This window comes from Lentzea sp. NPDC058436 (genome assembly GCF_042721515.1).
Lineage (GTDB): Bacteria > Actinomycetota > Actinomycetes > Mycobacteriales > Pseudonocardiaceae > Lentzea.
In genome coordinates this window covers 154,674-175,204 of sequence record NZ_JBHXLF010000008.1, presented here as the reverse complement: position 1 = coordinate 175,204, position 20,531 = coordinate 154,674, and the positions used below count along the sequence as shown (strand labels likewise).

The window sequence follows — 20,531 nt, the reverse complement described above, 5'->3', positions numbered from 1 at the left end:
CACGCGATTCTAGATCTTGATCGCCGGTGGTCACGGGCAACTGTTGAGAGGACAGGTTGCACGACAATTCCCGTCTTGTCCCTTGACAACGATGTCAGGTGCAGAAACGCTCCCTCCCAAATGGGGCAGGCGGCGGAAGGGTTGCAATGAGGCACCTGCGCAAGAGACGAACTACAACCCTGTTGAGCGTTGCGATCACTGCGACACTGGTGTGTGGCGTTACCAACGGCTTCGCGGCCGCCGCACCAGAGGAGCCAGGAGTGGGTTTTTCGTCGTCCTTTGAGGACGGTCAACCTCAACCGTCGTGGTCGAACACGGTCGAGACCGGCGCGTCGGGCAGCCCGAAGTCGTCGGGCGTGATCGGCTCGGACGGCTCCGGCATCCCCGGCAACGTGTCCGACAAGGTTCTCGAGGTCAAGGCCAACGGCGAGTACGCGGACGCCGGCGAGGTGAAGGAGAACCTCGTCGACGGCAGCGTCAACACCAAGTGGCTGGTCTTCACCTCCACCGGTTTCGCGTCGTTCCGCTTCGGCGAGCAGCAGACGATCAGGAAGTACGCACTGTCGTCCGCCAACGACGCTCCTGAACGCGACCCGAAGAACTGGACGCTGCAGGGCTCGAACAACGGCACGGACTGGACCGTCGTCGACACGCGCGCCGGCGAGACCTTCGCCGAGCGCTTCCAGACCAAGAGCTACGACATCGCGACGCCCCAGGCGTTCAGCCACTACAAGCTCGACGTGACGTTGAACAACGGTGGCACCAACGTGATGCAGCTCGCCGAGGTGCAGCTCTCCGACGGCTCCACCACGCCGCCCGCGCCGAACATGCGCAGCGTCACCGGCAGCGGTCCCACGGGCGGGTACACGGCCAAGTCGCGCGCCGGCTGGACGGGCGTGAAGTCGTTCCGCACCCAGGGCAGGCACACGACCGAGGGTCGCGCGTACAGCTACAACAAGGTCTTCGACGTCGACGTCCCCGTCAGCGCCAAGACCCAGCTGTCGTACATGATCTTCCCGGAGTTCGTGACCGACAACCTGGACTACCCGAGCACGTACTCGGCGGTGGACCTCGCGTTCTCCGACGGCACGTACCTGAGCGACCTGAAGGCCGTCGACCAGCACGGTGCGACGCTGTCGCCGCAGGGTCAGGGCGCGGGCAAGTTCCTGTACACCAACCAGTGGAACAAGGTGGCGTCCACGATCGGCGCCGTCGCCGCCGGCAAGACGATCAAGCGGATCCTGGTCGCCTACGACGGTCCGAAGGGCCCGACGGACTTCGCCGCCTGGTACGACGACATCCGCATCGGCGACGTCGTCACGAAGCAGTACGCGAAGCCTTCCGACTACGTGCTGACCACGCGCGGCACGAACTCGAACGGCTCGTTCTCGCGGGGCAACAACTTCCCGGCGACCGCGGTGCCGCACGGCTTCAACTTCTGGACCCCGATGACCAACGCGGGTTCGCAGAGCTGGCTGTACGAGTACGCGCAGCGCAACAACGCGCAGAACCTGCCGACGCTGCAGGCGTTCACGACCTCCCACGAGCCCAGCCCGTGGATGGGTGACCGCCAGACGTTCCAAGTCATGCCCTCGAACGTCGCGCCGACCCAGGACCGCGCGCTGCGCGCCCTGCCGTTCAGGCACGACAACGAGGTCGCGAAGGCGCACTACTACGGCGTGACCTTCGAGAACGGCATGAAGACCGAGATCGCGCCGACGGACCACGCCGCGGTCTTCCGGTTCACGTTCAACGACGACGCCCAGAAGAACCTCGTCTTCGACAACGTGAACAACTCCGGTGGCCTCACCCTCGACGCCGCCAACGGTGTCGTGACGGGCTTCTCGGACGTCAAGAGCGGTCTCTCCACCGGCGCGACCCGCCTGTTCGTCTACGGCAAGGTCGACAAGGCGGTGACGGCGAGCGGCAAGCTCACCGGCGCGGGCCGTGACAACGTGGGCGGCTACTTCTCGTTCGGCGACAAGACCGTCGAGCTGCGGATCGCCACCTCGCTGATCTCCGTGGACCAGGCGAAGTCGAACCTGGAGCAGGAGGTCACCGGCTCGGACACGTTCGACTCGGTGCGCGACAAGGCGCAGGCCGCGTGGGACAAGATCCTCGGCATCATCTCGGTCGAGGGTGCGTCCGAGGACCAGCTGATCACGCTGTACTCGAACATGTACCGGCTCTACCTCTACCCGAACTCGGGCTTCGAGAAGGTCGGCGACAAGATCCAGTACGCGTCCCCGGTGTCGCCGCTGGTCGGTGAGAACACGCCGACGAAGACCGGTGCGAAGATCGTGGACGGCAAGGTCTACGTCAACAACGGGTTCTGGGACACCTACCGCACGACCTGGCCCGCGTACTCGTTGTTCACGCCTTCCAAGGCGGGCGAGATGGCCGAGGGCTTCGTCCAGCAGTACAAGGACGGCGGCTGGATCTCGCGCTGGTCCTCCCCCGGTTACGCGGACCTGATGACCGGCACGAGCTCCGACGTGGCGTTCGCCGACGCGTACCTGAAGGGCGTCAACAACTTCGACATCAAGGCTGCCTACGACGCCGCGGTGAAGAACGCGTCCGTCGTGCCGCCGAGCAACAACGTCGGCCGCAAGGGCATGGACCGGTCGGTCTTCCTCGGCTGGACCGCCAACGACCAGCTGCACGAGGCGTGGTCGTGGGCGATCGAGGGCTACCTGAACGACTTCGGCATCGCGTCGATGGCGAAGGCCCTGCACGAGAAGACGGGCGAGAAGCGCTACGCCGAGGAGTACGAGTACTTCCTCAACCGCGCCCAGAACTACGTGCTGACGTTCGACAAGCGGATCGACTTCTTCCAGGGCCGCAACACCGACGGTTCGTGGCGCGTCGAGGACCCGTCGAAGTACAACCCGCAGGACTGGCGCTACGACTACACCGAGACGAACGGCTGGAACATGGCGTTCACGGTGCCGCACGACGGGCAGGGTCTCGCGAACCTGTACGGCGGGCGGGAGAAGCTGGCGCAGAAGCTCGACTCGTTCTTCACCCTGCCGGAGACCGCGAAGTTCCCCGGCGGCTACGGCGGCGTGATCCACGAGATGATCGAGGCGCGGGACGTGCGGATGGGCCAGTACGGCCACTCCAACCAGCCGTCGCACCACATCGCGTACATGTACAACTACGCCGGCAAGCCCGCGAAGACGGCGGAGAAGACGCGGGAGATCCTGTCGCGCCTGTACGTCGGTTCGCAGGAGGGCCAGGGCTACGCGGGCGACGAGGACAACGGCGAGATGTCGGCCTGGTACCTCTTTTCCTCGCTGGGCTTCTACCCGCTGCAGATGGGCAAGCCCGCCTACGCGATCGGTTCGCCGCTGTTCACCAAGGCGACCGTGAAGCTGGAGAACGGCAAGAAGCTCGTCGTCAACGCGCCCAAGAACAACACGAAGAACATCTACGTGCAGGGCGTGAAGGTCAACGGCAAGGCGTGGAACAAGACGTCGCTGCCGCACGACCTGCTCGCGGCCGGCGGGACGATCGACTTCGACATGGGCCCGAAGCCCTCTGCCTGGGGCACGGGCGCGAACGACGTGCCGGACTCGATCACCACGGGTGACGCGGTCCCGACGCCGTTGCGCGACGTCTCCTCGGGTGTCGGCACGGAAGCGTTGGTGGACAACAACTCCTCGACGTCAGCGGTGGTGAAGTCGTTCGACTTCAAGGCCTCCGACGCAAAGGAGAAGGTGGAGTTCTACACGCTGACCAACGGCAAGACGGGCACGTCGCCGTCGGCGTGGGAGCTGAAGGGCTCCTACGACGGCAAGACGTGGGCCACGGTCGACAAGCGCACCGGCGAGAACTTCCAGTGGCAGCAGTACACCCGGTCGTTCAAGATCGCTTCGCCGGGCCGGTACAACTTCTACCGGCTGGAGTTCACCGGCGACGTGACGCTGTCCGAGTTCGAGCTGCTCTCGAAGCCGCTGCCGGCCGCCACCACCACGGTGACCGGCACGGTCAACGGACCGCTGCAGGTCAAGGGCGTGACCTATGTGGACGGTGCCACGATCAGCGGTCCGGTGACCGTTGCACGGGGCGCGACGCTCTACGTCTTCGGCGGCGAGATCAAGGGCCCGCTGTCGGCGGCGGACGCGTCGTCCGTCGTGCTGGTGGGCACCCGCGTCAACGGCCCGGTGACGGTGCACGGCGCCGCCACCGAGGTCGCGATCGAGAACACCTCGGTCGGCGGTCCCGTGTCGCTGACGTCGAACAAGACCAGGTCGGTCGTGGCAGCGTCCACGGTCGGCGGACCGCTCTCGTGCACGGGCAACAACCCGGCGCCGTCGAACAACGGCTTCGCGAACGACGTGAAGGGTCCGAAGGCAGGACAGTGCGCTGGGCTGTAGCGAGTAGCCAGCCGCTCTGACGAGGAAGGCCGCGTTCCGTCACGGAACGCGGCCTTTCCCGTTCACCTGAAAGGATCTATCCCTTTCAGACATACTCCGATGAGATCTTGTCGACTCGTGTGCGGTGACTGGGGAGGCTCTTGTGGTGCCGTTCGAACGAGGCCGTGTCTGGGCCGCCGTGCCACAACCCCGCCAGCCGGTCGTTCCGTCACGAACGGGCGCGCAGTCCACCAAGGACGAGATCCGCGACCTGCCCCGATCACCAGCTGAGCTCCCGGCACCGCTGCGCTGACGAGCCGCCCTCGACCTGCAGCGTCGCGTGCTCGATGTGGTACTTGGCTTTGAGCAACGACTGCGCCTCCTTCAGCACGATCGCGTGATCGGCGTCCTCGGCCGTCGTGAGGTGAGCGGAAGCCACCTCCATGCCACTGGTCAGCGTCCACACGTGCAGGTCGTGCGCCTCGGTAACGCCAGGCAGTTCGGTGAGCGCCTTCTGCATCTCCGTGACGTCCAACCGCTCCGGCGCGTGCTGGAACAGGATGTGCAGCGCGTTCTTGGCCAGGCTGTAGGTCCGCGGCAACACCCACACGCCGATCAGCACACCCATGATCGGGTCCGCGTACTTCCAGCCCGTCGTGATCGTGACCAGAGCCGAGATCAGCACACCCACCGACCCGATCAGGTCGGCCAGCACCTCAAGATAGGCACCCTTGACGTTGATGCTCTCCTTCGCGCCCTCCTTGAGCACGCTGAAGGAGACGAGGTTGGCCGCGAGCCCGAGCGTCGCCGCGATGAGCACAGGCCACCCCGGCACGCTCGGCGGGTCCTGGAACCGCCCGACCGCCTCGTAGATGACGTACCCGGCCACGCCGAAGAGCAGGATCGCGTTGGCCAGCGCCGCCAGAACCTCGGCGCGGTAGAACCCGAACGTGCGGTTCTTCCCGGCCTTGGCCCTGCGCGCCACCATGATCGCGGCCAGCGCCATCCCGACCCCGAGCACGTCGGTGAGCATGTGAGCGGCATCGGAGATCAGGGCCAGCGAGGACGTCGCGAACCCCACGACGAACTCCACCACCATGAAGACCGCGCCGATGCCGAACGCGATCCACAACTTGCCGGCGTGCTGCCCACTCGCGCTCGCCGATCCGTGCCCATGCCCGTGGCCCATGCTTCGGAACATATAGCGATATGCGCATGAGTGCAATCTGGCGTATTCCCGTCTCACTCCGTGGTGACGGAGGTCATGCTCTGGCGGCGTTGGGGGTGGGTGTGAAACGGAGTGGCGGGAGTGCGCTAGGATCTTCCACGTAGCTACGGCCCCCGTAGCTCAGGGGATAGAGCACCGCCCTCCGGAGGCGGGAGCGCAGGTTCGAATCCTGCCGGGGGCACCGAAGTCGAAGGCGATCCATGTTCGCGGAGTGCGCGAACCGGGTCGCCTTCGGGCGTTTTCTGGGGGCTGGGAACGTCCGCGTGTCGCCTCTGCTGGGGGCACTGTTTCTTCTCTACTGCTCGCTCAAGTCCGCCAGCAGGTTGTTCGGCGGGGCATGGACGCCGGTTCGGGACGAGAAGGTGCGGCGGTAGTCGGTCGGAGTGGTTCCCGTCGCGACCCTGAAGTGGTGGCGGAAGTTCGCCGGAGTTCCCAGACCGCATGCCTGGCCGATGTGGTCTATGCCGGCGTCGGTCGTCTCCAGCAGTTCGCGGGCGCGGCTGATCCGGGCGGCCGTGAGCCACTTGATCGGGCTGATCCCGAGCTGTGCGGTGAACGTCCGGGCGAACGTGCGCTCGGCGACTGCGGCGTGCGCGGCCAGCGCGGCGACCGTCAGCGGGGTGTCGAGGCGGCGCAGCGCCCACTCCAGGGTCGCGCTCAGCTCGGTGCGGTTCGGTGGCGCCGGCGGGCGGGTCACGTACTGCGCCTGGCCTCCCTCTCGGTGTGGCGCGGCCACGATTCCGCGGGCGATCGACGTGGCCGTGGCCGCGCCGCAGTCCCGGCGCACTAGGTGCAGGCAGAGGTCGATGCCGCTGGCCACCCCGGCCGAGGTGATCAGGGAGCCGTTGTCGACGTAGAGCGCGCCGGGGTCCACCTCGATGCGCGGATACCGGCGGGCCAGCTCGTCGGTGAGCAGCCAGTGGGTGGTCGCGCGCTTGCCGTCGAGCAGGCCGGTGGAGGCCAGGGCGAACGCGGCCGTGCAGATGGTGGCGATCCGCGCACCCTGGGAGTGCGCCTCGCGCAGCGCGTCCCGCACGTCCGGGGTGGCCTCCGGCGGTGTGTCGCGCTCCGAGCCCCGGTAGGCGGGCACGATCACCGTGTCCGCCGTGACCACCTCGTCGAGGCCGTGCGGCGCGGTGAGCGACCAGCCGTTGAGGGTCTCGACCGGCCCGGCGGACCGGCCGCACAGGATGACGTCGTAGCGGCTGTCGTGCAGGCCGAAGGTCTGGAACGGCATGCCGACCTCCATCGGCTGCACGCCGTCGAGAGCCAGTACCGCGACGCGATGCCGCCGGCGAGACGAACCGGTCATGGCGGAATCCTATCGATCATGGGCATTCCTGCTACTCGCCGCGGTGGGGCGGGGTGCGAAGGATGAGGGCATGACGGACACGCAGCCCTACCGCATCACCGTGCTCCTCTTCGACGGCGTCGAGGAACTGGACTTCACCGGCCCGTGGGAGACGCTCCGGATCTGGCAGACGGTGGCGAGCCGGCCGGTGAGCGTGCGCACGGCCAGCCTCGACGGGGCGCCTGTGCGGTGCGCGCTGGGGTTGACGGTCACCCCGGACGGCGGGATCGACGACGAGCCCCTGCCCGACCTCATCGTGCACCCCGGCGGCGCGGGCATCGACGCGCTCTACGCCGACCAGGCCCATCTTGCCCGGATGCGGGCCATCGCCGAGCACGGCACGATCATGACCTCGGTCTGCAACGGCGCGATGGTCTACGCGGCGGCCGGGCTGCTCGACGGCCGGGCCGCCACCTCCCACTGGCTCGTCCTGGACGAGTTGGCAGCGCAGCACCCGGCGGTCGAGGTCGTCCGCGACCGGCGCTGGGTGGACACTGGCACGGTGGTGACCAGCGCGGGCATCACCGCCGGCATCGACATGGCACTGCACCTGATCGACCGGCTGGAGAACACCGACACGGCCAGGGCGGTGGCCGGCGTGCTCGAGCACCCGTGGGACCCGGAGGTGGACCGCGTCGCGGCGATCAGCCCGGAGAACCGCCAGCACACGCTCACCTCCATCGTCCCGCTGATGCAGGCGGCCCGCCGGGCCGAGTGATCGCCTCGGTCACGGCCCTTTCCGGCGCTGGCAGGATGTGATGAAGGGGGTCGTGCTCGTCGGACGCGCGTTCCCCTTCCCGGCCCGAGGATTGGACGCAATTGGGACGCTCGTCGGTGTTCACCTTCCAGTACATCGCCATCGACACGGAGGCCGGTGTCACGCCGGAGGAGTTCGAGACCTTCGTGCGTGCTGAAGGCGTTCACCTGCCCTTGTACCTGGGGTGGCGGTGGACTCTGCTGCGCGGGTTGCGCGGAGAGCGGACCGGGCAGTACCTGATGTTGTACGAGATCGAGAGCGCCGAGCAGCGCGACCGCTACGTCACCGCCAGGGGCGAGCAGACCGAGCAGGCCCGGCTGTTCTGGGCGCAGCACCCCGAGGCGGAGGCCGTGCTGGCACGGTGGCGGCGGCTGGGCACGTTCGGTGAGCTGCCCACGTTGTTCACCGACTACCGGCTGCTGGCCGACAACCCGCGGAGCACGGTCACGCCCGGCCCCCGCTACCGCGACCTCCCAGGCGAGGATCCCGTCGCCAGGGTCGTCGGGATCCACAACCTGGCGTTGCGCGCCGGTGTGACTGAGGAGATGTTCGACCGCTTCATCGCCGAGAACCACCACCGGATCGACGACTACCCGGACTGGCGGTTCCACGTGCTCAAGGGCGAGCGGGGCAACCGTCTCGACCAGTACGTGATGATGATGGAGATCGCGAGCCTGGACGCGTTGGACGTCTTCTACCCCGAGCCCGACATCGCCACCGGGGAGGCCGCGGAGTTCGCGGCCGCCCACCGCGACACCAAGCAGATGTACGAGGAGTGGAAGCAGCTGGCCTCGTTCTCGGGCTCGCCGCAGATCTACACGGACTACCTCGCCGTCGCGGAGAACCCGGCTTAGCCCCGCACGACCGGGCGTGCGGTCAGAGCTTCACCCTGACGACCGTGAACGGCAGGTTCGGCTCGGCGATCTGGTACTGGAAGTTGACCACCAGCAGGTCGCCGCCGTCGAACACCGCCGTCGACGGGACGTCCATGCCCCGGCCGTTGATCCGGTGCTGCACCTTCGCGCGCGAGTAGTCGTCGTTCAGCTGCAGGACGCTGATCTCCCCCTCGGGGTGGAACAGGCTCGTGACGCTGTACAGCTTGCCGCCGCGCAGAAGCAGGCCGTCCGAGCCGATGTCGGTCACGCCGCCGAGGTCGATCGGCAGAACGGCACCGGTCCTGGTGCTGATGCGGTAGAACGCCTGCGAGTTGGTGTCGGCCATCAGCACGTAACGGCCGTCCGGGGTGACGACGAGACCGTTGCCGTTGATGACGCCCTCCGGCTCGTACTTCACCGGAGTGCCGACGAAGCTCACCGCGGTCCGCAGTGGCTGCTCGACCTGCCTGCTCTTCAGCTGTGCCGAGGTGATCCGGTAGAGCACCGGGCGGATCGAGTCGCTGACGTACGCGTCGCCGTTCGGGGCGATGGCGACGTCGTTGACGAGGCCGTCCCGTGTGCCGGAGTCGAAGACGTGCAGTAGCTGTCCGGTGTGGACACTGTGGACGAAGACCTTGCCCGTGGCGCCGCCCGCGACGATCAGGCGGCCCTGGCTGATCTTCATGCCGACCGCGGTGGTGCGGCCGTGCTGCCCGCCTGGCAGGAAGACCCGCAGCCGCGGCTGGTCGAGACGGCCGCGCCAGATCGTTCCGTCGGTCGTTCCGCTGACGTAGAAGTACGGCGAGCCCGGCTCGTGGGCGATGCCCTCCGGGTAGGCCTTGTCGCCGGGGACGACGTACCGGCTGATGGGCTCGCGGCCGTGGGCGCCGGCGGGTGTCGCCGGCGCGAGCGCGGAGAAGGCCAGTGCCGCCGTGAGCACGCCGCCGAGCGCGCGGGTGGTGAACATGGTTGTGCTCCAGAACTGTTGGTGTGGTTGACGGTTCCATGGAAGTGCGGTGGCCGGACGAGCGGCAGGGCCGGCTTGTCGGGGGGAGAATCTCGACCCCCTTGCCACCGGGTGGCGTGCCTAGACTCGAGGCGTGAGCGACCACGGCCAGGCCTCGTCCGGCAACCGCGCGGACGTGCGCGAGTTCCTGGCCAGCCGCCGCGCCAGGATCAGCCCGGACCAGGCCGGTCTGCCCGTCGCGGGACGGCGCCGCGTGCCGGGGCTGCGCCGCGAGGAGGTCGCGATGCTCGCCGGCGTCAGCGTCGACTGGTACACCCGCCTGGAGAAAGGCCACATCCGCGGCGTTTCGCAGGAGGTGCTCGACTCCGTCGCCCGCGTCCTGCAGCTCGACGACGAGGAACGGATCTACCTGCTCGACCTGGCCCGCGCCTCGCGGCCCGCACGCCGAGCCCGGACCGCCACGCCCCAGCTGCCGGCGAACGTCCAGTGGTTGCTCGACAGCATGACGGGGTCCGCGGCGATGGTCACCAACGCGCGCCAGGACGTGCTCGCGACCAATCCGCTGTCCCGCGCGCTCTACGCGCCGTTCTTCAGCAGCGCCACCACGCTCGACGACGGCCGCGCGAACCTCGTGCGCTACCACTTCCTCGACCCCGGCGCCCGCGACTTCTACGGCGACTGGAACCTCACCGCGGACACGCTCGTGGCCTCACTGCGCACTGAGGCCGGACGCAACCCGAACGACGCCGGCACCCGCGACCTCGTCGGCGAGCTCACCACCGCCAGCGCCGACTTCCGGACGCGGTGGAACACGCACGACATCCTCATCCACCCACGGGGCGCCAAGATCTTCCGGCACCCCGAGGCCGGCCGCCTGACCCTGAGCTACCACGCCCTGGACCTGCCGATCTCCACCGGCGACACTCGGCACCTGTGCGTCTGCACCGCCGAGCCCGGCTCACCCGACGAGGACAGGCTGAGCCTGCTCGCGAGCTGGGCGGCCACCTCCGGCGCCGATCAGGCGTTCAGCGCGGCGATCAGGTCGTCACCCGGCAACTCCACGCCCAGCTGACCACCGGGGTTGATGACGAGCACGGCGCCCGCCAGCGCCGGGGCCAGTTCGCGGCCCGTCGTCTCCATCGGGGAGGCGGCCTCTGGCGGCAGGTGGCCGGGTGCCGACCAGACCGCCACGAAGCGTTGCCCGTCCTGGGTGACGCCCATGCGCAGGTTGCCCTGGCCGTCGGTCTCGAGGATCAGGTGGGCGTCCAGCGTCGCCTTCAGCAGGCTGTGCTGCGGTGCCCAGCCTGCCGCTGCGTACCCCAGCGACACGTCCAGGTCCGCGAGGGGTTCGGGGAAGCCGCGGCGTTGCGGGCCTGGCCGGTAGTTCGGGTTGAGGTAGGTCTCGCCGGTGAACTCGCCGTCCTCGCCGACCGCGTACGCGCCGAAGAGCGTCGCGTCCGGGATGCCCTCGATGTAGTTCGGGTTGACCTCCGGGTCCGCGCACCACAGCCAGGCGTCGGGGACCTGGCGGCGGGCCCTCTCGCGCATCGCGTCGGTGAGCGGGGGCAGGCCGGGGTGCAGGGTGAAGTCGTCGATGTAGCCCGGGAACTCGGTGTACCGGTTCGGCAGGACGTAGGCGCGGACGCCTTCCGCGGTGACGGCGGTGATCAGGGTCCAGGGGCCCTTGAGCCGGTAGAGGTGGTGCTCGCGGTCGGACTGGATCTCGGTCTCGTAGGCCAGGTTGCCGTCCTGGTCGCCGTAGCGGTGCACCCACAGGTCCTCGACCTGCGTCAGCCGCACGCCGGTCATCGTGTCGAGTTGCGGGTCCTGCTCGGAGATCACCTGGTACGGCGACTGCCAGGCCGGCAGCTCCTCGTCGATCTCGAACCGCAGCGCGTCCTGGTTCTCGATGAGCTGGCCGGTCAGGTAGGTGACCGCGTTGCGGACGTCGGCGAACCGTTCGCGCCTGTCCTTCAGCTCGCCCTCCGCCCAGTAGACCTCGTACCAGTCCCCGTCGCGCACCAGGCACCACGCCCGGTCGCGGTGGCCGTCGAGGCTGTAGAAGCGCGGGCTGGTCTGGACGCGCGTGATCACCAGGAGCAGGGGTTCCAGCGCCTTGCGGAAGGCCGCCTCGATCTGGTTCTCGTCGAACGGCCTGCCCATCGCGAGCGCGGCCGCGCGGGCCTTCGCGTTCTCCGTGACGACCGGGCACTCGTAGCGATGCTGCCGGATGTGGTCGACCAGCGCCGTCGACGGCGGGATCTCGTGCTCGCGCAGGTAGTGCGCGACGCTTTCCGGCCACACCCAGCGCCCGTCGGTCCGGAAGGCGAGCGGCACGACCCGCTCAGCACCGCTGAAGAGGTCGTTCGCCGAGCCGCGCGACGACAGGACGACCGGGGCGCTGTCCAGGTACTGCAGCAGCAGGTACTTCTCCCTGGCACCGATCATCGGCCGGTACCAGACGCCCTTGCCGTCCTCGACCACGTCGAAGGCGCGCACCAGTTCGAGCGGGGCCGCGACCTCCGGTTCCCGTGGCAGGAGCGCGTGGACACGGCCTGTCTGCTGGGCCTTGCCCGCCGCGTGCCACATCCAGTCGGGCACCGCTTCCGGCCGCCTGGGCATCAGGCGCAGCTCGTCGGCGGCGAGGTCGAGCGCGACGCCGTAGTGCACCGGGACCAGCCACTCCGGCTGACCCTCGATCAGGAACCGGCGCGTGGTCTCGCCACCGGAGACGAACGTGAAACCGGCCGTGAACCACGTGCCGAGGCTGTTGCGGAAGTCGCGCAGCCGTTGCCGGTACAGCCACTGGCTGACCATCACCGGAGGCGCCCACGCGCGGGTGGTGCCGTCGACGGTGACCGTCGCCTCGATCTCCATGTGGCCGCCGAGGGCACGGCACTGAAGGTCGATCTGCTGCCAGCCCTCCGGTGCGAGCGCGACGACAGCCTCCTCGACCCGGTCCGCGATCGACGTGTTGGTGCGCGGCATCACGTCGCCAGGAGGCAGTGACGGGTACTGCGGCCATCCGCCGCCAAGGCTCGGCAGGTCGCGGATGAACACCAGCCGCTCGTCGCTCACGGTGCCCTGCAACGGATCCAGGTCGGTCGACTCGGCACCGTCCTCGGTGACGCGCCAAACTTTTGCGCTGAGCACCGTCTCGTACTGCCCGGTCGTGCCGGGCTCGATCCGGAACGCCTCGTTGCCGTCGATGGCGAACTGCACGTGCTTCACTCCTTGCCGCACAAGCGAAAACCGGTCACGACTGCCGCGGTTCGACGAACTCGGCCCACTTCGGCGGCTGCTTGCCCATCTCCTCCATCATCTCCATCATGTCGCGGAGGTCGGCGACGTTCGGCGCGGTGCCCGCGAACCAGTCGCTGACGCTGTCCCAGGCCTTGCGCGCGCCCTCGCCCTCGACGACGTCCCAGACGGGCGGGTCGTCCTGGTCGAGGTCCGCGCCGTCGACGACGTGGTAGGCGTAACCCTGGTGCGCCGTCAGCACGAGCAGGCCGCGCGGGTCCGCCAGCTCGTGGTCGAGGCCGCCGAGGGTGGCGACGACGTGCCGCTTGCGTTCGGCGGTCATGGCTTCGACCCCGAACGCGGTGCCGGCCAGCCACAGTCCTGATCGGACACCCATGACGCGCAGAACCTCGCGCACCGCCTCGGGAACGCGTTCCACGCCCTGGTCCGCCGCCATCTGGTCGATCTGGTCGTCGGACGCGCCTGCCACGGACCCGCGGCGCAGACCGTTCGCGCACACGCTGTCGAAGATCGCGTCGATGCGCTCGCCCGGGTTGCCGATCGGTTGGTTCACAGCGGGTACAGCCTCTCTCCAGCTCGGTTGACGACTTCCAGGCGCATGTTCGGGAAGACGCGCTCGTAGGCGAGCATGATCTTCTGGCACGACATGCAGATCTGGAACTCGGCCGGGGTTCCGTCGCGCTTGGCGGACGGCAGGTCGACCACCATGCGGAGATCACCCGAGACGTCCGCGGCGGAGAACGGTGTATAGGTCTCGCCGTTCGCCTCAGCCCTCGCCATGGCGCGCTTGTTGAGTTCGTCGACCGCGAGGGACATGCGGTCCTGCGTGCGCTGGACCTCGCCCTTGAAGCCGTCGCGGTAGTAGTTCGGGTCTTCCTTGTCGAGACGGTCGACCACCCTGTTGGCGTCGCGCAGCGCCGTGTCGACCTCGTTGGGGGTCAGGCCGCTGTACTCGGCGAGCTGGTGCCGTGCGAGCTCTTCGAACATCTTCGGTTCCGAGTCGTTGACCCGCGGGGTGCCGGCGCCGTCGCGCCAGACCCCGCTCTCCGGGTCGTACGAGGTCGCGTTGGAGGTCTCGAAGAGGCGCTCGTTCTTCGGCGGCTGCTGAGGGGCTTCCGCCGCCGGACTCCAGTCGTGCTGCTTGCCGCTGAAGTTGTAGAAGTCAGCCGACTCGCCGTCGCGATCGCTGCGGTAACGCCCCGTGGACAGGGTGCGCTCGTGCGGCCGGCGTTCGGCGTCCGTGCTCGGGTTGCGGCCGGTGAGCTCGCGGACCGAGTCCAGGCCCTCCTCGCGCTTCTCGCGGTTGTCCTCGCGCAGCTCGCGGAAGTCGTCCTCCCGCTCGCCACGTCGTTCCGCGGTGCCCGGCGCGAACTCGGGCGTCTCGTCACCCCACTCGGGCGTGTGCCCTGGCGGGTAAGGACTTTCGTGGATGCTCTGCGAGCCGTCCTGGCCGAACGTCCGCCACTCGCCGTTCGGCGGCCAGCCGGGACCGTCGTCGGTGTTCCTGGTGGCGAAGACGTTGCCGTTGTAGTCGACCCAGGCGTCCGTGTTCGGCGCGGTCACCGGCGCGCCGAGCTCCTGGGCGAGCTGGGCCGCGAACCCGTCGTCCCGCCTGCCCGTGTCGCAGCCGACGAGGGTGATCGGGTCGCCCCTGTTGTAGTCGGGGTTCGCGCGGATGACGTCGGCGACGTCCCTCGGGGTGAGCGGGTGGTTGCCGACTCGGGCGTTGTGCTCGTCGCTGTGCAGGTCGACGACGAACTGGCCGGGGATCCTCGGGAGTTCCCTGGCCGTGTAGTACCCGTTGTTGTCCTGCGACCTGTCGAAGATCGCCATGCCGGCCGGGGTGCTGTGCACGTGGTCGCGCACGACCGGATCGAGGTCTTCGCTGAGCGAGTCGAGGCGGTCGCTCAGCGGTTTCTGGGGGCGTTGCGGGGGTTCCTCGTCGTGGCGGTCGGTGTCGTGCCTGTCGGTGTCGGGCTTGTCGGAGTCGGGCTTGTCGGTGTCGTGTTGCTGCGACTCGTGTTGTGGCGCCGGGTCCTGGGACGGGTGTGGTTGCTCGGTCCTGGCGGGCTCGGGATGGCGGGTGGGGTCCGGCGTGTCGGAGCGGTCGGAGTGGCCTGGCGTATGGCGCGGCGACGGCTCGTTCGAACCGCTGAGGCGGTCCGCGATCGACGGGCGCGGCAGGTCCGGCTGGCGTGGCAGCGGCTGCGTCGGGCCGGACTGGCGCTGTTCGGGCACATCGGACTTGACCGGGGTGTCGCTGTGCCGGGGAGTGACCGGCTCCTGCTTCGGAGGCGTCCGGTCGGCGCGGGTGTCCGCCTGGTCTCGCGTGTCCGCCTGCGCGGTGGTGCTGTCAGCGGTCCGGTGGCCGATGAAGTCCGGGTTCGGCACGAACGGACCGAGCACCCGCCCGCCGTCGTAGCTGACCTGGTGCCAGCCCTCGACGTAACGCCAGTCGATGCCACCGGGGAAGAGCGTCTCGTTCTCGGCGTACCTGTGGGCGTGACCGACGTTGTCCAGCGTCGCGTCGGTCATGATGCCGCCGGGCGCCTTGATGACGTACACCTTGCCTTCGCCCGTGCCCGACCGCTCCATCGCGACCTTCTCGTTGGGCGTGGTGCTGACGAACGCGTTGGTGTGCGCGTCGACGTGCCGGCGGAGGTCCGGCTCCTCCCAATGCCTGGGCACGTCGAACCCGCCCGCCGCCTTGATCTCCTCCGGCGAGCGCGTGTCCCCGCGGTACAGGACGTTCTCGTCCCTCATCCAGCCCGGGACGTCCCGGTACACGACCTTCGACGGGTCCACTCCGTAGAGCGACGGGTCGAGTCCCCGGATGGCGACCGGTGGCCCGCCGTCGGGTCCGGGAGATGGCGACGTGTAGGACGGGTGGGGCGTTTTCGGCTCTTCCGGGGTCGGCTGGTGCCCGTCCGGCGCCGGCTGGGTGCCGGGGTGCTGCCCACCCGGCGGGCCGAACGAGCCGGGCGGCATGTCCTGGTGCGGACGTGCCGGAGGCGCGAACGACTGCGGCGGCCCACCAGGACGCCGGTCGCCTCCCTGCGGAACCGGTGCGTTGCCGTGTCCCGGCATGGCGGGCGGGCGATGCGCGGGCGGGGCCTGCTGGTGGAGGCCCGCAGGCGGGCCGCCTGGACGGTGGCCACCAGGCGCGTTCGGAACGCTGTGGTGAGCGCCGGGATGCGTGTTCTGTCCCCAGGGCTGCGCGCCAGGACGCGTGTGGGAGCCGTTGCCGGGCATGCGGGGGACGTCTGGGCGCATGCCTGGAGCGACCTGCGGCATCCCGTGGCCACGCGGCGGCACGCCAGGTCCGCCGGGACGCGTGCCCGGAGCACCTGGCGGTGTGCCTGGGCGTGCGTTCACGGGGTCGCCGGGCATCCCCTGGTTGTTGGGGCGCACGCCGGGAGCACCGGGTTGCATGCCCGGATGGCCGGGACGCGTGCCGGGTGCGCCGGGGTGCGTGCCAGGTGCGCCGGGGTGCGTGCCAGGTGCGCCAGGACGCATGCCCGGAGCGGCGGGAGGCGAGTTCTGAGCGCTTGGGTGCGTGCCAGGGGCGCCAGGGTGCGAGCCGGGTGCTCCGGGAGGCAAGTTCTGCGCACTTGAGTGCGTGCCGGGGGCACCGGGGCGCGAGTTCTGAGCACCTGGATGCATACCGGGGGCGCCGGGGTGCGAGTTCGGAACGCCAGGAGGCGGGGTGTGGCCTCCTGGCGCGCCGGGGCGCGTGCCCTGGCCGCCGGGAGGCGTGTTGTTGCCGCCTGGCATGCCGGGTCCGCCTGGACGCATGCCGGGAGGTGTGCTCGGCGCGGGACCGTTGCGGCCGTGGCCGCCCGTGTTGGCTCCGCCCTGTCCGAACGCTCCTGGAGCTCCGGGGGCGGCGTGGGGGTTCGGCGTTGCGCGGCCCTGGGTTCCGGGGGCCTGGCCGCCGAAGCCCTGGGGAGTTGGTCCGCCGGGAGCCGTGCGGCCTGAGTTCGGGGGCGGGCCTGCCTGGCCGGGACCGCCGGGCCGGCCTCCAGCAGGTCCGCCGGCGGCAGCCATGCCACCCGGCGGGCCACCGGCCGGTGCGCGGCCCTGTCCGCCGGCCGCTATACCCGCGGGCGGGGCACCGGGCGGGCGGCCTTGGCCACCAGCCGCAGCCATACCCCCAGGTGCGCCGCCGGCGGGCGAACGTCCCTGGCCGCCGGGCACACCTCCAGGCGGACCGCCGATAGGCGAACGTCCCTGGCCTCCGGCGGATGGGCCACCGGCGGGTGTGGTGCTCGGAGTCTGGCCGCCGGGCCGAGGTGCGCCTCCCTGACCCGAGGTCGGGCCGCCTGCCGGGTTCGTCGTGCGCGGGGGTGCACTGCCTCCGGGAGCGACCGGAGCCGAAGCGGTCGGCCGCCCGGCTGGAGGGGCGCTCGACGTGGTCGTGGGACCGCCGAGCTTGTCGGGCAGTCTCGCCGGCTGGCCGCCGAGAGCGGGTGGCTTCGGGGAGCCGGTGCCCGGGGTTCCGCCCGGGATCGGCGGCGCTGACGAGGCGCGGTTGCCGGAGGAGGACGACGCCGTGGAGGAAGGGGTGCTGGTGGACGCGGTGGTGGAGGGCTGAGCCGGCGTCTTCGACTGGATGCGGTTCATCGACGAGGCGGCCGACTGGTCCGCGTCGCGCGCGGTGCGGGCGGTCTCCCTGGTCTTGGTGCCCGCGTTGTCCGCGGCGGCGGCTGCCTTCTCGGCACCACCGCGGGCGGTTTGGATCGCCCGGTCGGCGTGTTGCATCGCCACCTGGCCGAACACGCCCGCACTGCCCGAGGTGGCGTTGATGTTCAGCTTGGCCGCGACGGAGGAGCGGACCTGGTCACCACGGCTGGTGATCTTGCCGCCGAGCGACTCGACGGCGTCCGGGTCCATCCGGGTGCCGCGGCCACCGAGGCCGCCCGGTGTCGACGGAGACGACGACGGCGTGGGCGACGGCGTGTTGCCGCTGTGCGAGTTGCCGCCGTGATGAGAGGAGGACCCCCGAGTCCGGCCGGTCATCAGGCGTTGGCGGGAGGCATGTCGTAAGGCTTGACCGCGTCGTACGCGGTCTTCGCGTAACCGCCGTACTCCGCGAACCGTTCGAGCCCCTTGACCAGGCCCTGCATCTTCTCCGCCAGCTTGGCCATGCGGCCGCCGAAGCGCGCCATCGCCGACGCCAGCTTCGACAGGCGGCCGGCGATCTTGGTCGCCATCATGGCCGCGCGCGTGCCCGCGTACCCGGCGAAGGCGGCTATGGAGCTGCCCAGTGTCACCACCGCGGACGCTGCGGCGATGAGCGCGCTCGCGATCAGTTCGCCGATGAGGTCCGAGATCCAGCCGAACACCAGCGACCGCAGCTCGCAGACGAGCGCGCCGGACAACGCGTAGATCGCGGCGGTGCCGTCCATGGTCTTGCCGAGCGCCTCGTACTCGCCCGACATCTGTTCCATCTCGCGCTTGAACGCGTCGCCCGACTCGCCCTGCCAGTCTGCGACGGCGCGCATGTCCTCGCGGTGCTCCTGCGCGACCATCTTCATCTGCAGCGCGGCCTGCTTGAGCTGATCGGTGTTCGCGTTGATCTCGTCCGGGTTGCCCAGCAACGCGTCCAGCGGCTCGCGCAGGAAGTCGACGTGCTCCAGCAACCAGCCGACACCGGCGGACGCGAGCATTCCCAACGGGTTCGCCATCGTGGCGACGACGTCCACCACCACACCGGCACCGCCGAGCGCGACGTCGATGACGTCCGGCCCCTCGCCTTCGGACTCCGACGTCAGCGAGTCGACGAAACCGGCGACGCTGTCCACGACGCCGGCACCGGTCGACCACGTGGTCGTGCTGTTCTCCTCGGACACCCCGGACCGCCCTACTGCTTCTTGAAGATCGAGTCGCCGCCGAAGTCCTCGTCGTCGTCAGCGCGCGGACGCAGTGCGGGACGACGAACGGGCGGCGGAGGCGGGGCCGTGGCGGCGCGCTCCTCGTACTCCTCGTTGAACGCGTAGCCCGCCGGCTTCGGCTGCTCTTCCTCCTCCGGCGGCGGTAGGTACTCGGTGATCATCCGGTAGGTCTCGGACCCCTCACCCTCGACCTCGGCGAACGTCTCGGCGACCTTCACCGCCGCACCGCGCTGCGCCTTGCGCGCGATCTCCAGAATCTCGCCGGACAACTGGCCGTGCGACTTCCGCATGGCGTCCGCGGTCAGTTCGAGGCCGGTCAGCGCGCCGTTGGGCGCGACGCTCACCGTGATCGTCCCGTCGTTGGACGAGGCCGAACCGCCTGCCTGCGCCAGCCCCTCCTGGACCGCTGCGGCCTTCGCCTGCGCGTCGGCGATCTTCGCCTCGAAGTCCCGCATCCACTCTTCGGGCGTCTTCACCCTGTCCCCCAGCTCACCCTCGATCGAACGACCCAAAGGATTCCACAGCCGCGCCGGGCATGTCGGCCGAACGGCCGTATCGGCGGATCCCACACCCTGACGAGGTCGGCGGGACGCGCTGGCCGGCCGTACGGTGCCGGCACGGAAACAGCGGAAAGGACGAGATGAGCGAGGAGCTGAACCGGGAGCGCCAGGACCTGGTCGGCCTGGCACGGCGGTTCGGGTTGCCGCAGACGGTGAGCGGGGACCCGTTCCCGCCGTCGCAGCAGGGTGCGCCCCTGATCGTCGACACGGACGCCGGGAACGATTCGGATGCCGCCATCGAGCTCGTCGCGACGCAACCGTCGCTGGCCCTGGTGTCCACAGTGGATCAGCGCAGAGGTCGCCGCCTTCGACGTCTGCTCGACCTGCACGGCCGCACCGACGTCCCGGTAGCCGAGAGCAACGAGCTCGACAAGGCGGTGAGGCGCGTCATGACGAGCACAGACGGCCCGGTCCGCTGGGCGGGCCTGGGACCGGCCACGAACGCCGCCCTGGCTCTCGGGGAGCCTGGTGTCGCGGAACGGCTCGTGATCAACCAGGCGGGAGACCCTGCGGTCCTCCTGCGCGACCTCACCGCGGCGAGAGCCGTGCTCACCAGGGCGAAGCTGCCGAAGCTCGTGTGCTGGGAGACGTTCCGGCACGACGGGCTGGTGGTCGCCACCGCACTCCAGCTGCCGTTCGTGGCACTGCGACGCGAACGCGTCGCGCTCGACGAGGACGGCCGACTGGTCGAGGCGCCCGGCGGCGCGCTCGTGCGAGTCACCGTCAAGGCGGACCAACGCGCGTTCCGGGACTGGATGTCCGAGGTGCTCGGCTAGGACGCGCCGGCCGCGATGTCCTGAACCACCGCGCACGCGCTCGGCACCGGGTCCTGCTCGTTGACGTGCCCGGCCACCCGGCGGAGCAACGCCTTGAAGGTCTCCCGATCCGCGGCAGGAAGGCCGGACAGGACGTGCGCCTCGGCGTGGGAGAGCCGGAGGTCCAGCTCCTCCAAGCGCTTGCGGCCCACGTCCGTCGCCACGACGAGACGGGTGCGGCGGTCGGTGGGCGCGGGCGTGCGGGTGACGAGGGAGGCGCGCTCCAGGTCGTCCAGCAGGTAGGTCATGACCGTGCGGTCTATGCCCAGTTGCTGGCAGAGCGCGGACTGGCTTTCCGGCTGGTCACGCACCGAGGCGGTGAGGATCTGGTAGCCGCGGTGGCCGCCGGGGAGGTCGCCGACGGCCGCGTTCGTGGCCTTGACGAAGGCGCGGAACACCACGCCCAAGGTCCAGCCGAAGTCGTCCTCCAAAGCGGTCACGCCCCAATGATAGCCAGGACAGAAC

General features: G+C 69.7%; 15 protein-coding genes and 1 tRNA gene. 7 read left to right on the top strand and 9 right to left on the bottom strand.

Features of this window, described 5'->3' with window-relative positions; translation table 11 throughout:
• Positions 1-260 precede the first annotated feature (260 nt).
• The gene (locus ACFWN2_RS27415; RefSeq protein ID WP_382432071.1) at positions 261-4,379 is read left to right on the top strand and encodes a GH92 family glycosyl hydrolase; all 4,119 of its coding nucleotides are present in this window, start codon (positions 261-263) and stop codon (positions 4,377-4,379) included.
• Positions 4,380-4,638: 259 nt separating this feature from the next.
• Here ACFWN2_RS27415 and ACFWN2_RS27410 read toward each other — a convergent pair whose 3' ends face one another.
• Positions 4,639-5,547 (bottom strand): cation diffusion facilitator family transporter, encoded by a 909-nt coding sequence (locus ACFWN2_RS27410; RefSeq protein ID WP_382432069.1) that lies wholly within the window; start codon positions 5,545-5,547, stop codon positions 4,639-4,641.
• 148 nt (positions 5,548-5,695) lie between these two features.
• Between ACFWN2_RS27410 and ACFWN2_RS27405 the strand changes: the two genes are divergently transcribed.
• Positions 5,696-5,767, top strand: a tRNA-Arg gene (locus ACFWN2_RS27405).
• A gap of 114 nt (positions 5,768-5,881) precedes the next feature.
• On the opposite strand, the gene ACFWN2_RS27400 is transcribed toward ACFWN2_RS27405, so the two are convergent.
• Positions 5,882-6,898 carry a GlxA family transcriptional regulator gene (locus ACFWN2_RS27400; protein ID WP_382432067.1) on the bottom strand — a complete coding sequence of 339 codons (1,017 nt, stop codon included), beginning with the start codon at positions 6,896-6,898 and terminating at the stop codon, positions 5,882-5,884.
• A 70-nt stretch (positions 6,899-6,968) separates the two neighbouring features.
• Between ACFWN2_RS27400 and ACFWN2_RS27395 the strand changes: the two genes are divergently transcribed.
• Together ACFWN2_RS27395 and ACFWN2_RS27390 are read left to right on the top strand one after the other, a co-directional pair.
• Positions 6,969-7,655 carry a DJ-1/PfpI family protein gene (locus tag ACFWN2_RS27395; RefSeq protein ID WP_382432065.1) on the top strand — a complete coding sequence of 229 codons (687 nt, stop codon included), beginning with the start codon at positions 6,969-6,971 and terminating at the stop codon, positions 7,653-7,655.
• Between the two features lie 116 nt (positions 7,656-7,771).
• Positions 7,772-8,548 carry a hypothetical protein gene (locus ACFWN2_RS27390; protein ID WP_382432063.1) on the top strand — a complete coding sequence of 259 codons (777 nt, stop codon included), beginning with the start codon at positions 7,772-7,774 and terminating at the stop codon, positions 8,546-8,548.
• 22 nt (positions 8,549-8,570) lie between these two features.
• On the opposite strand, the gene ACFWN2_RS27385 is transcribed toward ACFWN2_RS27390, so the two are convergent.
• On the bottom strand, positions 8,571-9,536 hold the full coding sequence (locus ACFWN2_RS27385; RefSeq protein ID WP_382432061.1) for an SMP-30/gluconolactonase/LRE family protein: 966 nt from the start codon (positions 9,534-9,536) through the stop codon (positions 8,571-8,573).
• A 133-nt stretch (positions 9,537-9,669) separates the two neighbouring features.
• Here ACFWN2_RS27385 and ACFWN2_RS27380 point away from each other — a divergent pair, with 133 nt between their 5' ends.
• Positions 9,670-10,608 carry a helix-turn-helix transcriptional regulator gene (locus ACFWN2_RS27380; RefSeq protein ID WP_382432059.1) on the top strand — a complete coding sequence of 313 codons (939 nt, stop codon included), beginning with the start codon at positions 9,670-9,672 and terminating at the stop codon, positions 10,606-10,608.
• Here ACFWN2_RS27380 and ACFWN2_RS27375 read toward each other — a convergent pair.
• The 3 genes from ACFWN2_RS27375 to ACFWN2_RS27365 are packed head-to-tail and all read right to left on the bottom strand — an operon-like array spanning position 10,554 to position 16,070.
• Positions 10,554-12,758: an SseB family protein gene (locus ACFWN2_RS27375; RefSeq protein ID WP_382432057.1), complete on the bottom strand. Its 2,205-nt coding sequence runs from the start codon at positions 12,756-12,758 to the stop codon at positions 10,554-10,556. The genes ACFWN2_RS27380 and ACFWN2_RS27375 overlap by 55 nt on opposite strands.
• Positions 12,759-12,792: 34 nt before the next feature.
• A complete protein-coding gene (locus ACFWN2_RS27370; RefSeq protein ID WP_382432055.1) occupies positions 12,793-13,350 on the bottom strand; it encodes a hypothetical protein in 558 nt (185 codons plus the stop codon).
• Positions 13,347-16,070: a hypothetical protein gene (locus ACFWN2_RS27365; RefSeq protein ID WP_382432053.1), complete on the bottom strand. Its 2,724-nt coding sequence runs from the start codon at positions 16,068-16,070 to the stop codon at positions 13,347-13,349. The genes ACFWN2_RS27370 and ACFWN2_RS27365 overlap by 4 nt, the downstream gene beginning before the upstream one ends.
• 1,339 nt (positions 16,071-17,409) lie before the next feature.
• On the opposite strand from ACFWN2_RS27365, the gene ACFWN2_RS27360 reads away from it, so the two are divergent.
• Positions 17,410-17,784, top strand: coding sequence for a hypothetical protein (locus ACFWN2_RS27360; RefSeq protein ID WP_382432051.1), 375 nt, complete (start codon positions 17,410-17,412; stop codon positions 17,782-17,784).
• 31 nt (positions 17,785-17,815) lie between these two features.
• Here ACFWN2_RS27360 and ACFWN2_RS27355 read toward each other — a convergent pair whose 3' ends face one another.
• Positions 17,816-18,649, bottom strand: a complete 834-nt coding sequence (locus ACFWN2_RS27355; RefSeq protein ID WP_382432049.1) for a hypothetical protein — start codon at positions 18,647-18,649, stop codon at positions 17,816-17,818.
• A gap of 11 nt (positions 18,650-18,660) precedes the next feature.
• The gene (locus tag ACFWN2_RS27350) at positions 18,661-19,167 is read right to left on the bottom strand and encodes a YbaB/EbfC family nucleoid-associated protein (RefSeq protein ID WP_382432047.1); all 507 of its coding nucleotides are present in this window, start codon (positions 19,165-19,167) and stop codon (positions 18,661-18,663) included.
• Positions 19,168-19,331: 164 nt separating this feature from the next.
• Here ACFWN2_RS27350 and ACFWN2_RS27345 point away from each other — a divergent pair, with 164 nt between their 5' ends.
• The gene (locus ACFWN2_RS27345) at positions 19,332-20,027 is read left to right on the top strand and encodes a hypothetical protein (RefSeq protein ID WP_382432045.1); all 696 of its coding nucleotides are present in this window, start codon (positions 19,332-19,334) and stop codon (positions 20,025-20,027) included.
• Here the strand turns inward: ACFWN2_RS27345 and ACFWN2_RS27340 are convergent.
• The gene (locus tag ACFWN2_RS27340; RefSeq protein ID WP_382432043.1) at positions 20,024-20,506 is read right to left on the bottom strand and encodes a MarR family winged helix-turn-helix transcriptional regulator; all 483 of its coding nucleotides are present in this window, start codon (positions 20,504-20,506) and stop codon (positions 20,024-20,026) included. The two genes, ACFWN2_RS27345 and ACFWN2_RS27340, sit on opposite strands and share 4 nt — an antisense overlap.
• Positions 20,507-20,531 lie beyond the last annotated feature (25 nt).

Bases quoted from the DNA above. Each gene is read 5' to 3' on its own strand.
- ACFWN2_RS27410 (WP_382432069.1), bottom strand. From the start codon at position 5,547: ATGGGCCACGGGCATGGGCACGGATCGGCGAGCGCGAGTGGGCAGCAC.
- ACFWN2_RS27395 (WP_382432065.1), top strand. From the start codon at position 6,969: ATGACGGACACGCAGCCCTACCGCATCACCGTGCTCCTCTTCGACGGC.
- ACFWN2_RS27360 (WP_382432051.1), top strand. From the start codon at position 17,410: ATGCGGTTCATCGACGAGGCGGCCGACTGGTCCGCGTCGCGCGCGGTG.
- ACFWN2_RS27385 (WP_382432061.1), bottom strand. From the start codon at position 9,536: ATGTTCACCACCCGCGCGCTCGGCGGCGTGCTCACGGCGGCACTGGCC.
- ACFWN2_RS27400 (WP_382432067.1), bottom strand. From the start codon at position 6,898: ATGACCGGTTCGTCTCGCCGGCGGCATCGCGTCGCGGTACTGGCTCTC.
- ACFWN2_RS27365 (WP_382432053.1), bottom strand. From the start codon at position 16,070: ATGCGCCCAGACGTCCCCCGCATGCCCGGCAACGGCTCCCACACGCGT.
- ACFWN2_RS27345 (WP_382432045.1), top strand. From the start codon at position 19,332: ATGAGCGAGGAGCTGAACCGGGAGCGCCAGGACCTGGTCGGCCTGGCA.